We start from the raw sequence: 13,473 nt of genomic DNA, 5'->3' as shown, positions 1-13,473 counted from the left end.
TAGAACCCTTTATAGGAGCGACACTTAATAGTCACTAAAAAGCCCCTTTCATATTATTGAAAGGGGCTTTTTTTATGCGCTACTAGATAAATAATTATTCATCATTAGCCGACTTAGTGATCTTTTTGACATCTTGAGGAATGTTTTTGGCAGTACCATCGATGGTAGTATGCTGCTTAAAGACATTGCCAAATTGGTTTTGCTGCTGATTACCACTGACATCACCAAAAGGGTTTTGTCCCGCTCTATCATTAACGTCACCAAACGGGTTCTGTCCGCCCATACCACCAAACGGGTTCTGTCCGCCCATACCACCAAACGGGTTCTGTCCGCCCATGCTACTGGCACCGCCCATTTGCTTAGCCATCATCTCCATCATTTTTTGCTGATTGTTCATGACATAAGTATTGGCCATATCTTTGAGCTTTTTCTGCACAGGCGGTAATACGACTAGTAGCGCTAATAAGTCACTAATGATCCCAGGTATCAATAGTAAAATACCAGCAACGGCCATCGCTACGCTTTTGAGCATAGTGGACTCTTGCGGGCGCATTGATGGATTCATCATCCCACCTGCTTTCATTTGCTGCGCCATAGGATTCAGTGATGCCATGCCTTTGCGAATAAAAGAGATACCGATGACTGCTGCCACAATAAACCAAGCAAATACTAGCCAGCCACTAATAGACTGAGCCAACAAGTACCAGACCAGCATCTCAATAATAAACCAAACGATGGCAATACCTACTATCTGACCCATAAATTGTCGTCCTATAAAATTAAACTGAGATTAAGCGTTAAATAAAGCGTTAAGCAAATTAAACGGCTTAACTTATCCTCTATATGGGGATGGCTTGCTATACTATCAAACTTGTAGCAAATATTTAAATGCTAAATAAAACTAATTACAATCGTCAATTGGAAGATTATGGCAATTATCATCGGAATAGATCCCGGCTCGCGTATGACAGGCTATGGTATCGTGCAACAAACAGGCGATAAGCTGACCTATATCGATGCAGGGACTATTCGTACTGATACCAAAGAGATGCCTGAGCGTCTCAAACGTATTTTTAATGGCTTAACGCGTATTACTCAGCATCATATTAAGTATGCTGATGAGCCTATCTATACTGCTATTGAACAAGTATTTATGGCAGAAAACCCAGATTCCGCGCTAAAGCTGGGTCAAGCGCGCGGCGCTGCTATTGCCGCTATGGTGGCTCTAGATTTAGAAGTCTCTGAATATACTGCTCGACAGATCAAGCAAGCCGTTTGCGGTTATGGTGCAGCGGCCAAAGAGCAAGTCCAAGAGATGGTTTGTCGGATCTTAGCCCTAGATTTTGTACCACAGCAAGATGCGGCTGATGGACTAGCTTGTGCCATTTGTCATGCTCATTCAAGCCATTCTATGAATAAACTGATCCTCAATAGCGCTATGCGCGGTCGCGGTGCCTCTAAAAAGAAAGGTCGCTGGCGGCTAACAGAAGAGGACTTAGGTAATTTGCGATAATGCATTAGCGCGCCATAATTAAAAATATTTGAATCGTTTAGCTTTTGTAGTATCTGCCATGCGCACTAACCATAAAGTTATAATTATTCATCGGTGCGTGGAACGCACCCTACGCATACTACTTATAACCTGAATTTTATGACGTTCATAAATACTATTTAACGGCCGTTCGCTCTATAATGGTATCCAATACATACGCGTATTGCGAATCTATGTTATCTACTAATACGCTATCCACCTCTGTTTTAAAACGTTTTAGGCGCAGTACTTCATTATGAGTATCATCGTGCTCATAGCCATCAATGACACCTGCAAACTCGACTACCTCTCCCTCGGTCGTTTTTATGCCTTGCTCATCGTAAGTAACAGGTCTAACTTGCAGACACAGCTGCGCGTTATTGTCTGAGCAAGGTTTGCTCTGCGCATCTACTGCCCAAAATACCGTATCGCTTTTACTATTATATTTGGCTTGTGCCGTCATTCTACCGCTCCAAACCAGCGTTACTGAATTGCTAGTCACTTGGGTCAGGCTTGGCGTTTCACTGGTTGTTAGACTGACTGTGCTATCGCCTTGCATTAACTCGTTCAGCTGGTTTTCTACGGCGTCTAGTTTGCCACAAGACATCTTGGTACTCATACCGTCTTTAACGCTAAGCATTTGCTCTTGTAGCTTATAGACGGCGCTGATGGTATTACAACCAACGTTATAGCTGATATTATTTTGACTTTGACTATCAAAGTTTAGCATGACCTGCTCTTTGATCGTCGTCAATGCAGTGATAGGCTGATTATTACTATCCACAGCAGAAGCCAGCGACCAGCGGTAGCTGTCAAGGGTATCTATCATCGCTTGCTCAGGAGTTGCGCTATCATCGTCAGTCATATTCGTTGTCGTCTGGCTATTATCTTCAGCTACCACCTCACTAGTGTCCGCTGTCGTTCCCAGTTCAGCTTCTTGAACTTTTGCAGTATCGTTACAGGCGCTTAAGGCTAAACTTGCTACCAATAGACTTGGTATTAATACTCTTGCCGAGCTCATTATTGGTTTCATAATCACTCCTCTTTCAGTAATAAGATACTACGATGTTAATAGGATGCTGTTAGAGCATATGACACATTCTAGTCGTTGCTAGCTTTGGCTTTGGCCATATTCTTGATACTGAAGCGCTCATTCATCATCTGATAAAAACGGGCAATGTTCGCGCCATGATCAGCAGGGTTTACCTTAACGACTTTGCCAAAATCAAGTCCTAAATACAGCACAATATCAGCAAAGGTAAGCTGGTCTGTGACTAAATAATCACGATCTGTTAAGGCTGTTTCAAAGTATGGTAGAGCCTTGATGGCGCGAGCAATAGACTTCTCAACAAACTCAGGCACTTGATCAACACGCTGGGCTTTGGAGGGGTGACTGTGCTGAAAGGCCAGCATAAAGTTATAAAGCACTTCAAACTCAGCGACACGGCGCATGGCACAGATTTGTGCTCGTTGTACCACATCGTTACCCATCACTGAGCGCTCACCATAGACCCGATCTAGATACTCACAGATCGCTTGTGAATCATTTAGCACCGTACCATCATCCAAGGTCATCGTCGGCACAGTCTGCATAGGGTTCATTTTGCTAAAGTCATCAGTCGTATGCTCGTTTTGTATAATATCAATATCTACGACGTCAAGATCGTCCATATCATCGATATCAATACCTTTTGAAGCCAGTAAAATGAGAGCTTTACGTGGATTTGGCGCGGTACGCGTAACGTATAATGTTTTCATAGTATGGTCCTAGGAGTTAGTCATAAAATGTGGCTGATGAGCGTTTATCGTTATAGTTTTTCTGACAAAATCGAGACCCAGTCAAAAATTAGTAGCCTTGATATTTGAACCTACGCTTTACATCATAGCAAAAGCTTTTCACTACTTGTTAAAAAATCACAAAAGCCCCACAACCTGAGGCTATGGGGCTTTTATTAAATAGTCATCTTATTGATTGTAAAGATAAATATTTTGCTAACTATTAAGTTTTTATACTTATTTATTGGGTGCAGGCGTCGTACGCAAATACGGATTAATTTCAGTATGACCCTTTGGATAGTTTGCAGCGATATCTTCGTTTTTGACGCTTGGTGGAATGATAACATCATCACCATCTTGCCAGTCTACTGGGGTAGCAATATTATATTCGTCAGACAACTGAATCGCATCAATCACTCGAATGATCTCATCAAAGTTACGACCACAACTGGCAGGATAAGTTAAGGTCAGACGGATCTTTTTATTAGGATCAATAATAAAGACACTACGTACAGTATGAGTGCTGTCTGCATTTGGATGCATCATGTCATACAGCTCAGCCACTTCTTTATTTGGATCAGCGATGATTGGGAAGTTTAGTTCCGTTCCTTGGGTCTCGCCAATATCTTTTGCCCAAGCGTGATGATCGTCGATGCCATCAACAGAAATACAGATTGGCTTAACACCGCGCTTTTGAAATTCACCATTGAGGGCTGCTGCGCGACCAAGCTCGGTAGTACATACTGGCGTGAAATCTGCTGGATGAGAGAAAAACACTACCCAGTTGTCCCCTGCCCAATCATAAAAATTAATCTCACCATCTGTGGTGTTTGCGTCAAAATTTGGGGCGCTATCGCCAAGACGTAAATGTGCCATATCTTAATCCTTAGTAGTGAGCGCTGATCTGATGTAGCGCTTAAATTATTATCGTTGACGCACTCAGCTATTGTCTAGCGATGCGTTTGGAAATCTATTCAATCTTAACAAATTGGTTATGAATGTCTTGTGACAGATTGTAATGCCGTTATTCCATTTCAGGCTAAGCAAAAATATATTTTTGTGAACCTAATATTCTAAATTACTATTCCTGAGTCCCAAAGACAAAACTCCCCAAATTTACCGCGTTTACTACTACCACCTGCTAACTTGCCAGCATCTGTGAGTACTAGCTCGCCCTCTTTGTCTTCTAAGTAACCCGCTTCTAATAGTTTACTATTTAGTTCCTGAGTTTTAAGCCCTAACTCTTTAGCTAATTTTGCTGTGGTCAATTTCGAGTAATTAGGTGCGGCCACTTCCACAGGTTTCGTAGTGGCGGTTACCGCAGTCTCGCCATCAGCATTTGCGTTTGACGTCGCTTTATTATCGGAGTCGCCTACTTTTTCAAGCGACATCCGCACCTCATCACTGATACGGATAATACGTTGCGCTTCTTCGTAAGTATCCGCGTATAACTTAGCGTCATCATTACGGTAAATCAGCACGCCCATCTCATTGTTATTCACTTGGCTAAATTCGTATAAATTGAGGCTAGTGATAATACATTCGTTTTCATTTAAATAGCATTTAGCATGGAGATTTTTGCAGAAGCTAGTGCGAATAAAGGTTAAATTTTTGAGCCAATTGATCTCTTCCGGATGTAAGTCGTTTTTTCCATAAACAATACGGATATCAATCTTAAGACGATTGCGATCTTCTAATAACTCTTTAATACGCTCATTCAGCTTTAGGTAAGGACTGATAATGATTAACCTGTCAGAGGCGTTTTTTATCAATTCTTCTAAGTGATAAGTGGTGCCACTGCTATTTAAAAATTTTGCCATATCGAACCCTCAATATTTTTTATTTATCATTACGACTATAAATCAGAAATTCCATGCTTACAAAAAAGCCCACCTCAAGCTTACTTGAAATGGGCTAATCTTTAAACTACTATTGTCTAGTAAATTTACACTATATTATCGTTGTCGATTAAGCAGGCTTATAACTATCGCGTAAGCTGACGATTTGGTTAAATACGGGTGTCTCATTGCTATGCTCAACGGCATCTGAGATAAAGTAGCCTTCACGCTCAAACTGAAAGCGCGTGCCTGCATCAGCGGCTACCAATGACGGCTCAACTACCGCACTAAGCTCAGTTAATGAGTTAGGATTTAACGCTTCATGAACGTCGCTAACACTGCTCGGATCTTCAACACTAAATAACTGCTCGTACAAACGAACCGTCGCTGGAATGCCTTGGCTAGCTGACACCCAATGAATGACGCCTTTCACTTTACGACCTTCAGGATTTTGACCTAGCGTTGTCGGATCAATAGTGGCTTTTAGCTCAGTAACATTCCCTGCGTCATTTAGTACATGCTCAGTCACCGCTAACACATAAGTATTACGCAGACGAATCTCGCTCTTCTCTGGTGACAGGCGCTTATAGCCTGCTGGCGGCTCAAGCTCGTAATCACCTTGATCGATATACAAGTCTTTGGTAAACGGAATCTCGCGCTCACCCATATCCTCGACATTAGGATGCTTAGGTTGAGTAAGCCATAACGTTTGGCTGTCCTCATCAAAGCGAGCGTTGACGCTATCCGCTTTGAGGGTCTCCCACTCTTCAACCGCTTCATCAAAGTTAGTAATCGTCACCTTTAATGGCTTTAATACTGCCATACCACGCGCGGTCGTATCGTCTAGTGACTGACGAATACTGAATTCAAGCAAACGCATATCAACCACACTATCCGCTTTAGTAACGCCAACTCGATCACAGAAGTCACGTAACCCTTCAGGCGTATAACCACGGCGACGCATACCGGCGATAGTTGGCATGCGTGGATCATCCCAGCCATTGACGATATTTTCATCGACTAATTGTTTGAGTTTACGCTTACTGGTTAGAGTATGATCGACATTTAAGCGCGAAAACTCATACTGATGTGGCGGTATATCAAAGCCAATCTTGGCTACGATCCAATCATAGAATGGACGATGATCTTCAAACTCTAGCGTACAGATCGAATGGGTAATACCCTCATGGGCGTCCGATAGCGGATGAGCAAAATCATACATCGGGTAGATGCACCATTTATCGCCCGTCTGATGATGCTCTTGATGCATCACGCGATAGATAATGGGATCACGCAGATTCATATTAGCGTCAGACATATTGATTTTGGCACGCAGTACGGCTTTTCCATCCGCATATTTGCCGTTTTTCATGTCATCGAATAATTTTAGATTATCTTCAATGCTTGCCTCGCGCTGCGGTGAGGGCTTGCCTGCCTCATTGAATGAGCCACGATTGTCTTTTATTTGCTCAGGGGTTTGCAGATCGACATAGGCATCACCTTGCTCAATCAATTGCACCGCCCACGCATGGAGCTGGTCGAAGTAGCTAGAAGCATGTAGCGCCTCTCCTGCCCACTCAAAGCCTAGCCACTGCACATCCGTCTTGATATTATCGATGTAGTCCTGCTTTTCGGCAGTCGGATTGGTATCGTCATAGCGCAAATGACAAATACCACCGAACTCCTCGGCCACGCCAAAGTTAAGGCAAATCGACTTCACATGACCGAGATGCAGATAGCCGTTTGGCTCAGGTGGAAAGCGCGTGACTATCTGCTTATATTTATCTGCTTTGACATCTTCACGAATAATATTACGAATAAAATCGTTTTTTGGCTCGTTCTTCAAATCTGCATTATTGACAGGTTTATTCATTGCTCATTGCTCCTAGGCAATTTGACAGTTCATCAATTTATAAAGTGTTTTGTAAAAAATAAAATTAAAAAAGGGCTACTTTAAAAAAGGCTGCTTAAAAGTGATGGATAATAGAAAGTTGCGTTATTCTATCAGCTTTTGCAAACTCATTAACAGCCAGATACATGACATGTGCTAAAAAAGCCGTTAGACTAGCACCTAAATTAAGATTGACTCTTATGAGCTAAAAGGAAGATCTATGCATGCTATCAAAACATTCGGGTTTGCCAGCTTATTTGCCCCTTTATTTATTCTAGGTTGTACTAGTACTAATAGTACGATCGCTTCACAAGCTCAGCCCAATTTAACATCCAACACCAACAACCAGGAAACAACTATGAGCAATATGCCAGTAGTAGAGTTAGAGACTTCAATGGGTAACATCACTATTGAACTCAATGAAGAAAAAGCACCAAAAACAGTAGAAAACTTCTTAAGCTACGTAAAATCAGGCCAATACGAAGGTACTATTTTTCATCGCATCATCGACGGCTTTATGATTCAAGGCGGCGGTATGGATGCTGAAATGAATGAGAAGCCAACTAACAAGCCTGTTGAAAACGAAGCGGACAATGGCCTTAAGAATGATAAAGGTACTATCGCTATGGCGCGTACCCAAGACCCTCATTCAGCAACCAGTCAGTTCTTTGTTAACATAAAAGACAATGATTTCTTAAATCATAGCGGCAAGAATGCGCAAGGTTGGGGCTATACCGTATTTGGTAAAGTCACGAGCGGTATGGACGTCATCGAAAAAATGCGCGGCGTACCAACAGGTCGTTTCGGTATGCATGCTGATGTACCAAAAACACCGATAACTATTAACTCAGCTAAAATTGTCTCTGAGTAATTTTGAAATCATTGCGAAATTGCTGATTGGTAAACGACTATATTAGGATAGAGATAAATGCAAAGTTTTGAGCATCTAATGACGAGCCGTCCTCATCAGGTGCGGCAAGTATTGGTTAGTGATTTGCATTTATCACTAGAGGAGCCTGCCCTTGTGCAGGCTTTTTTAGCGCTGCTAGATGACTGTTTAGCACTGCCTGCGCTTAAGCGTCTATTTATCTTAGGCGATTGGTTCGAGGTGTGGCTCGGTGATGATGCTTATTTAAGCTTGTCAGATGACGCACGACAGAGTCATTGGCTAACCCCGATGATTGCTAAGCTAAAACAGCTGCGTATAAAGGGCTGTCATATCTTAGTGATGCATGGCAATCGAGACTTTTTATTGGATCAGTTATTTTGCGATTTATTCGGCGGTCAGCTCATTTATGAGCCTTATTTTATAAAAGTTGGCCAGCAGTCTTTTCGTTTAGAGCATGGCGACGCGCTGTGTACGGACGATAAAAAGTATCAGTTTTTCCGTAAAATCATACAGCATCGCTTTACTAAATGGTATTTGCTCAACAAGTCTTTAGAGAAGCGCTTAACTATCGCCGATAACATCCGCACTAAGAGTAAGCAGAATAATACCAAAAAAGCAGACTATATTATGGATGTGAATGAAGGTGCTGTGAATAGAGCTATTTATCACTCTAATGCGCTGCTACACGGCCATACGCATCGCCCTGAGATTCATCAAAGCGATGAGGGCAAGAGTCGTTATGTGCTAGGTGACTGGCGCTTGCTTGATGCAGACACACGTAAGCCAAAAGTAAGCGCCGTCATTGGCGCTATTACTGCTAAAGGTGAATTAGACGGGCATATGAATAACGACAGTGCTGAGTTTGACTTGGTTGAGTTTCGATATTTAGTAAGGTGATTGTAGGGTTCATTTTACACACCGTTTGAACAGCTATAATCAAGAATTGGTGCGTAAAACGCACCCTACAAAAAACACAAATAACTGATTCTAATCTTCAGCAATCAATTTAAAAAAGTGCTGACGATAGTGCTTTAGCTCGCGGATAGAGTCGCGGATATCATCTAAGGCCAAATGACTGCCGCCTTTTACAAAATCCTTTAGAATATCAGGACGCCAGCGAAAGCAGAGCTCTTTGATAGACGATACATCCAAATTACGATAATGAAAGAATCTTTCAAGCTCTGGCATTTGCCGCGCCATAAAGCGTCTGTCCTGACAAATAGAATTGCCACACATCGGCGACTTACCTTGATCGACCCATTTATTCAAAAACTTGATAGTTTCCGCTTCGGCCTCAGCCAAAGTCACTGTGCTACGGCGAATACGATCAACGAGTCCTGATTGACCGTGTTGCTTAGTATTCCAGTCATCCATACCGTTTAAGATACGATCGGACACTTTTATAGCAAACACAGGCCCTTCGGCTAATACGTTTAGGTCTTGATCGGTCACGACTGTGGCAATCTCAATGATTTCGTCATTTAAGGTATCAAGGCCAGTCATTTCTAAATCTATCCATACCAGCCCTTTTTTGCCTTCATTTTTGATCTTTATCTTGTTGGGATGGTCTGTGCTCATAAGGTGTCCAATATTTATTATGCGTAAGTATTGTGCTCAAGGGGTTACAAAACCACTGCCTGACGCGATTAGTTAAAGCTGTATGTTAGCAAATTTTCACGTTACAATTGAAGCTATTTTGATTTAGCATCACTTTAAATAGGCAGTCTCTATGGCTTTAATTCGACAACGCAAACTGACCAAACAACAAATCCGTCGCATCGATAAACAGCAGCTACAGAGTCAAGATAGTATTGACGATAGCCTGATGGATGGCGTGGTTATGGCGCATTATGGCAAGCAGCTCGAGGTACAAGTGACGAGTCTACCTGCTGTGATTCCTGTGCAACCAGAGATTGGCCCTGATGATCCTGAGCCGTTTTGGCAGGCGCTGGCACTTGGCGACATTTGGCGTTGTCATGTGCGCACTAATTTGCCGATGCTAGCAGCAGGTGATCAAGTACGCTGGGGTGCAGACTCCAATACAGGCTTTGGGCGTATTGAGTCAGTCAAACCGCGGACGTCGATGGTGTCAAGGCCTGATCGCTACCATAAGCTCAAGCCTGTCGCGGCTAATGTCGATATTTTAGCGATAGTATTTGCCCCGCTGCCAGCCGCTGCGCCGACTTTGATAGATCGTTATTTGGTCGTTTGTCATCACGCAGACGTGCAGCCTTTACTCGTGCTAAACAAAGCGGATTTATTACCAGAGGACGATGCCGATACTCGTGAATTGCTGACTCAATATGCTGCCCTTGGTTATGAGAGTGTATTAACCTCAGTGGACTGTCCAGAAAACGTCGCAGCCAGTCAAGATCAGCAAGGTTTAAGCGAATTAAAGCATTACATTGATAAAAAGCTGGTTATTTTTGCGGGTCAATCTGGTGTTGGTAAGAGCAGCTTAATCAATGCGTTATTGCCTGAGTCTGCGCAAAGCGTCAATATCATCTCGGACAATTCAAAACTAGGTCAACACACAACGACCACAAGCCGTCTGCTACCTTTTAATCCTGATGATTTGACTCAAGGCGGCATTGTCGATACGCCTGGTATTCGCGAGTATGGTATCTGGCATCTGACTCCTGATGATATCATTTCAGGCTTTATTGAGCTGGCCCCTTTGTCTGGTCATTGTCAGTTTCGCGACTGTCGCCACACCCACAATAGCAAGGGCTGCGCGCTATGGGCCGCAGTGGCGGAGGGCCAAGTATTACAGCGTCGTGTTGAGAATTTAGTCACTTTGACTCAAGAGGCTGACACTAAACCGTATTAGATTATTCTAGAGCTGTTTATTAAGGTTATATAGCAGCTCTAAGCTTTGCGTTTTTGTGCCCGTTTACTATAAAGCCACTAGTCGGTATAATAGCGCCTTGTTCACTCAGGTTAGCTGTAGCTTACGGTTAATAGAGCACCTATTTTTGGAGAGACGTTTTGGATCGTGCATTAGAATTCGTGGGCAACCACCCGTTTTTATTTGGTATTTTAGCAGTGCTTGCCATACTGTTTTTTACTATTGAAAGCAAACGTAGTGGCAAAAAGATTTCGGCCAATACGCTTGGCATGATGGTCAACTCGCAAAACGCACAGCTTATAGATATACGCGCTAAAAAGAAATATACCACAGGCTATATTCAAGGCAGTCGTAACATTCCTTTTACGGAATTAAAAGAGCGTTTGGATGAAGTACGCGCCATTGAGCATCCTGTTATTATTATCTGTGATATGGGAGCAACGGCTGGTGCTGCGGTACAGATGATCGCCAAAGAAAACGTTTATCGTCTAGAGGGCGGTATCGGCGGTTGGCAAGCAGGTGGTATGCCGCTAGTTGGTCTGAAAGATACCTCTAAGGCCAAGGGTAAAGGCAAACCTAGCCTGCACAAATAGCGGGTCGTTATAACTAGAGCTATAAAAGACATCTTATCGCTAGATGTCTTTTTTTATCGCTGACTTTTACACAGAGGTGTGACTTTTCAGTGATAGCGTTATGGTTAGTTTTACTCTCTGCGCAAGATAGTTGTTAATTTTGCCTGTTTTATGCTTGAATTAATATGGCTTAGCCCCACTTTATACAGGACAATAGACAAATACTAGCTCAATAGTTATTCAAGCATTGACCAAAAACTGGCTATAACTATTATATTTTTTATACTATAAAAAGTATTGTGCTACAAACTAATAATTATTAATCTATCGAGGAATTATTATGGCTGTTTCTGTAAAAGTTTATACGACCCCTATTTGCCCTTACTGCTCAAACGCTAAACAATTATTAAAGAATAAAGGCGTTGAATATGAAGAGATTGGCATGCATGATATAAGCAGTGACGAGCGTCGCGAGCTGATGAAAAAGACCAATAACTATCGTACAGTACCGCAAATATTCGTCGGTGATACTTTTGTCGGTGGTTTTGATGAACTAAATCAGTTCAATCAACAAGGCAAGCTTGACGAATTATTAGCAGGTTAATTTGCTATAACACTACCATTATTAATATATAGCTTTTTATTATGGTAGTGTTTTGTTGTGAAAGATCAAACACGCCCTAACCCTTAACCTTAATTTTTGTCCAACTATTTGACCAACTACCAGAGGAATTATCATGGCTGACGAACAAGCGCAACCACAATTAGCACTAGAGCGCATCTACGTAAAAGATATGTCATTAGAAGTGCCAGGCGCAGAAGTTTTTACTAAAGAGTGGAATCCTGAGTTAGATATTAACTTATCAAGCAATGCCGAAAAGCTCGACGATGATCATTATCAAGTGATTTTGACCGTCAGCGTTACTGCTAATAATTCTGATGAGCCGGCTTTTATCGCTGAGGTGCATCAAGCAGGTATCTTCTTGTTAAAGAGTATTCCAGAAGACCAAATCGGTCAGATATTAGGTGCTTATTGCCCTAATGTCTTGTTCCCTTATGCTCGTGAAGTGATCAGCGACATCGTCACTCGTGGTAGCTTCCCGCAGTTGTTATTAGCGCCCGTCAACTTTGACCAAGCCTACGCGCAAAGCCAAGAGCAAGCAGGCGGCTTAGACAACGCAAAGATCGACGCCGAAGGTAAAGCTTAAGTTTTAAGCAAAATTGAATAGATTATAAAAGCTGTCACTTTATTTGAGGTGGCGGCTTTTTTATGGATGGTAAGTTAAAACAAAAAAACCTCGATATTTAATCGAGGTTTTTAATTTGCAGACACTATAAAATCAGAAAAACTAGCCTTTTAAAGCGCTCAAAATCTGCGCTTTAACAGTATCAATAGCTTGGGTACCGTCAAACTTGTCATAATCAGGCGCATCAGCACCCTCTTTGGCTTTATCTTGATAAAAGCCGACTAGCGTTGAGGTTTGCTTATGATAAGTGGCTAGACGCTCACGAATAGTTGACTCTTTGTCATCTTCGCGCTGGATTAGAGGCTCACCTGAGACATCATCGATGCCTTCTACCGTCGGTGGATTATGATCGATATGATAAACTCGGCCTGAGCCTGCATGCTGGCGACGACCCGATAAGCGCTTGACGATCTCATCATCAGGCACACTAATCTCAACCACATGATTGATCTTAACCTCAGCATCAGCCAAAGCTTGCGCTTGTGGAATAGTACGCGGAAAACCATCAAAAATACAACCATTGACGCAGTCAGGTTTGGCGATACGCTCTTTGACTAGATTGATAATCAAATCATCAGAGACTAAGCCACCAGCGTTCATGATGCCTTGCGCTTGCTGACCGAGCTCGCTGCCCTCTTTTATCGCTGCGCGTAGCATATCACCTGTTGAGATCTGCGGGATATCATACTCTTTTGAGATAAACTGAGCTTGAGTACCTTTACCTGCACCTGGTGGTCCTAGCAAAATAATACGCATCATTATACGACTCTCCTTAACGAGTAAATTTAAAATAAAGAATAAAACGAATAAATAAAGTAGTTCAATCCAAAAAAGTCACGCTTACCTTACCTTGCCGTTTAGTAAAGCTCAAGACTTTTTAG

General features: G+C 42.4%; 15 protein-coding genes. 7 read left to right on the top strand and 8 right to left on the bottom strand.

All coding sequences use genetic code 11. The annotated features are described in order from the left end of the window. Positions 1 to 94 precede the first annotated feature (94 nt). Positions 95 to 760, bottom strand: coding sequence for an FxsA family protein (locus ACR63T_RS03965; RefSeq protein ID WP_472784836.1), 666 nt, complete (start codon positions 758 to 760; stop codon positions 95 to 97). Between the two features lie 168 nt (positions 761 to 928). Here ACR63T_RS03965 and ruvC point away from each other — a divergent pair, with 168 nt between their 5' ends. Then, entirely contained in the window at positions 929 to 1,513 is a 585-nt protein-coding gene (ruvC, locus tag ACR63T_RS03960) for a crossover junction endodeoxyribonuclease RuvC (RefSeq protein ID WP_305899786.1), read from the top strand. Positions 1,514 to 1,667: 154 nt separating this feature from the next. Here the strand turns inward: ruvC and ACR63T_RS03955 are convergent, their stop codons facing one another. From ACR63T_RS03955 to ACR63T_RS03935, 5 genes are all read right to left on the bottom strand, one after another. Beyond that, positions 1,668 to 2,564 carry an META domain-containing protein gene (locus ACR63T_RS03955; RefSeq protein ID WP_472784835.1) on the bottom strand — a complete coding sequence of 299 codons (897 nt, stop codon included), beginning with the start codon at positions 2,562 to 2,564 and terminating at the stop codon, positions 1,668 to 1,670. A gap of 68 nt (positions 2,565 to 2,632) precedes the next feature. Continuing rightward, complete coding sequence (locus ACR63T_RS03950; protein ID WP_305899784.1) at positions 2,633 to 3,289, bottom strand: glutathione S-transferase family protein; 657 nt, start codon at positions 3,287 to 3,289, stop codon at positions 2,633 to 2,635. A 255-nt stretch (positions 3,290 to 3,544) separates the two neighbouring features. Further along, positions 3,545 to 4,183 carry a peroxiredoxin gene (locus ACR63T_RS03945; protein ID WP_472784834.1) on the bottom strand — a complete coding sequence of 213 codons (639 nt, stop codon included), beginning with the start codon at positions 4,181 to 4,183 and terminating at the stop codon, positions 3,545 to 3,547. 197 nt (positions 4,184 to 4,380) lie between these two features. After that, entirely contained in the window at positions 4,381 to 5,127 is a 747-nt protein-coding gene (locus tag ACR63T_RS03940; protein WP_305899783.1) for a phospholipase D family protein, read from the bottom strand. A 148-nt stretch (positions 5,128 to 5,275) separates the two neighbouring features. After that, the gene (locus tag ACR63T_RS03935) at positions 5,276 to 7,018 is read right to left on the bottom strand and encodes a glutamine--tRNA ligase/YqeY domain fusion protein (RefSeq protein WP_472784833.1); all 1,743 of its coding nucleotides are present in this window, start codon (positions 7,016 to 7,018) and stop codon (positions 5,276 to 5,278) included. A gap of 376 nt (positions 7,019 to 7,394) precedes the next feature. Here ACR63T_RS03935 and ACR63T_RS03930 point away from each other — a divergent pair, with 376 nt between their 5' ends. Together ACR63T_RS03930 and ACR63T_RS03925 are read left to right on the top strand one after the other, a co-directional pair. Then, positions 7,395 to 7,907: a peptidylprolyl isomerase gene (locus tag ACR63T_RS03930; protein ID WP_472785227.1), complete on the top strand. Its 513-nt coding sequence runs from the start codon at positions 7,395 to 7,397 to the stop codon at positions 7,905 to 7,907. A 57-nt stretch (positions 7,908 to 7,964) separates the two neighbouring features. After that, the gene (locus tag ACR63T_RS03925) at positions 7,965 to 8,822 is read left to right on the top strand and encodes a UDP-2,3-diacylglucosamine diphosphatase (RefSeq protein ID WP_472784832.1); all 858 of its coding nucleotides are present in this window, start codon (positions 7,965 to 7,967) and stop codon (positions 8,820 to 8,822) included. A gap of 90 nt (positions 8,823 to 8,912) precedes the next feature. Here the strand turns inward: ACR63T_RS03925 and orn are convergent, their stop codons facing one another. Continuing rightward, positions 8,913 to 9,503 carry an oligoribonuclease gene (gene orn / locus ACR63T_RS03920; protein WP_305899780.1) on the bottom strand — a complete coding sequence of 197 codons (591 nt, stop codon included), beginning with the start codon at positions 9,501 to 9,503 and terminating at the stop codon, positions 8,913 to 8,915. 151 nt (positions 9,504 to 9,654) lie between these two features. Here orn and rsgA point away from each other — a divergent pair, with 151 nt between their 5' ends. The 4 genes from rsgA (at position 9,655) to secB (ending at position 12,553) form a co-directional block, all read left to right on the top strand. Next, entirely contained in the window at positions 9,655 to 10,755 is a 1,101-nt protein-coding gene (gene rsgA / locus ACR63T_RS03915; RefSeq protein ID WP_472784831.1) for a ribosome small subunit-dependent GTPase A, read from the top strand. A 158-nt stretch (positions 10,756 to 10,913) separates the two neighbouring features. After that, positions 10,914 to 11,366 carry a rhodanese-like domain-containing protein gene (locus ACR63T_RS03910; protein ID WP_201572493.1) on the top strand — a complete coding sequence of 151 codons (453 nt, stop codon included), beginning with the start codon at positions 10,914 to 10,916 and terminating at the stop codon, positions 11,364 to 11,366. A 319-nt stretch (positions 11,367 to 11,685) separates the two neighbouring features. Next, complete coding sequence (gene grxC, locus ACR63T_RS03905) at positions 11,686 to 11,949, top strand: glutaredoxin 3 (RefSeq protein ID WP_305899778.1); 264 nt, start codon at positions 11,686 to 11,688, stop codon at positions 11,947 to 11,949. 133 nt (positions 11,950 to 12,082) lie between these two features. Next, a complete protein-coding gene (gene secB / locus ACR63T_RS03900; RefSeq protein WP_305899777.1) occupies positions 12,083 to 12,553 on the top strand; it encodes a protein-export chaperone SecB in 471 nt (156 codons plus the stop codon). A gap of 141 nt (positions 12,554 to 12,694) precedes the next feature. Here the strand turns inward: secB and adk are convergent, their stop codons facing one another. Continuing rightward, positions 12,695 to 13,348, bottom strand: a complete 654-nt coding sequence (adk, locus tag ACR63T_RS03895; protein WP_305900260.1) for an adenylate kinase — start codon at positions 13,346 to 13,348, stop codon at positions 12,695 to 12,697. Positions 13,349 to 13,473: the final 125 nt, after the last annotated feature.

The sequence above is a fragment of the Psychrobacter sp. M17(2026) genome, from assembly GCF_055699815.1.
This window is presented reverse-complemented; position numbering and strand designations above follow the sequence as displayed.

What these genes read in the sequence shown, in the direction of transcription:
- ACR63T_RS03940 (WP_305899783.1), bottom strand. Translation starts at nt 5,127, where the DNA reads ATGGCAAAATTTTTAAATAGCAGTGGCACCACTTATCACTTAGAAGAA.
- ACR63T_RS03955 (WP_472784835.1), bottom strand. Translation starts at nt 2,564, where the DNA reads ATGAAACCAATAATGAGCTCGGCAAGAGTATTAATACCAAGTCTATTG.
- ACR63T_RS03935 (WP_472784833.1), bottom strand. Translation starts at nt 7,018, where the DNA reads ATGAATAAACCTGTCAATAATGCAGATTTGAAGAACGAGCCAAAAAAC.
- ACR63T_RS03925 (WP_472784832.1), top strand. Translation starts at nt 7,965, where the DNA reads ATGCAAAGTTTTGAGCATCTAATGACGAGCCGTCCTCATCAGGTGCGG.
- ACR63T_RS03965 (WP_472784836.1), bottom strand. Translation starts at nt 760, where the DNA reads ATGGGTCAGATAGTAGGTATTGCCATCGTTTGGTTTATTATTGAGATG.
- ACR63T_RS03930 (WP_472785227.1), top strand. Translation starts at nt 7,395, where the DNA reads ATGAGCAATATGCCAGTAGTAGAGTTAGAGACTTCAATGGGTAACATC.
- ACR63T_RS03945 (WP_472784834.1), bottom strand. Translation starts at nt 4,183, where the DNA reads ATGGCACATTTACGTCTTGGCGATAGCGCCCCAAATTTTGACGCAAAC.
- ruvC (WP_305899786.1), top strand. Translation starts at nt 929, where the DNA reads ATGGCAATTATCATCGGAATAGATCCCGGCTCGCGTATGACAGGCTAT.
- grxC (WP_305899778.1), top strand. Translation starts at nt 11,686, where the DNA reads ATGGCTGTTTCTGTAAAAGTTTATACGACCCCTATTTGCCCTTACTGC.
- rsgA (WP_472784831.1), top strand. Translation starts at nt 9,655, where the DNA reads ATGGCTTTAATTCGACAACGCAAACTGACCAAACAACAAATCCGTCGC.
- orn (WP_305899780.1), bottom strand. Translation starts at nt 9,503, where the DNA reads ATGAGCACAGACCATCCCAACAAGATAAAGATCAAAAATGAAGGCAAA.
- ACR63T_RS03950 (WP_305899784.1), bottom strand. Translation starts at nt 3,289, where the DNA reads ATGAAAACATTATACGTTACGCGTACCGCGCCAAATCCACGTAAAGCT.
- adk (WP_305900260.1), bottom strand. Translation starts at nt 13,348, where the DNA reads ATGCGTATTATTTTGCTAGGACCACCAGGTGCAGGTAAAGGTACTCAA.
- secB (WP_305899777.1), top strand. Translation starts at nt 12,083, where the DNA reads ATGGCTGACGAACAAGCGCAACCACAATTAGCACTAGAGCGCATCTAC.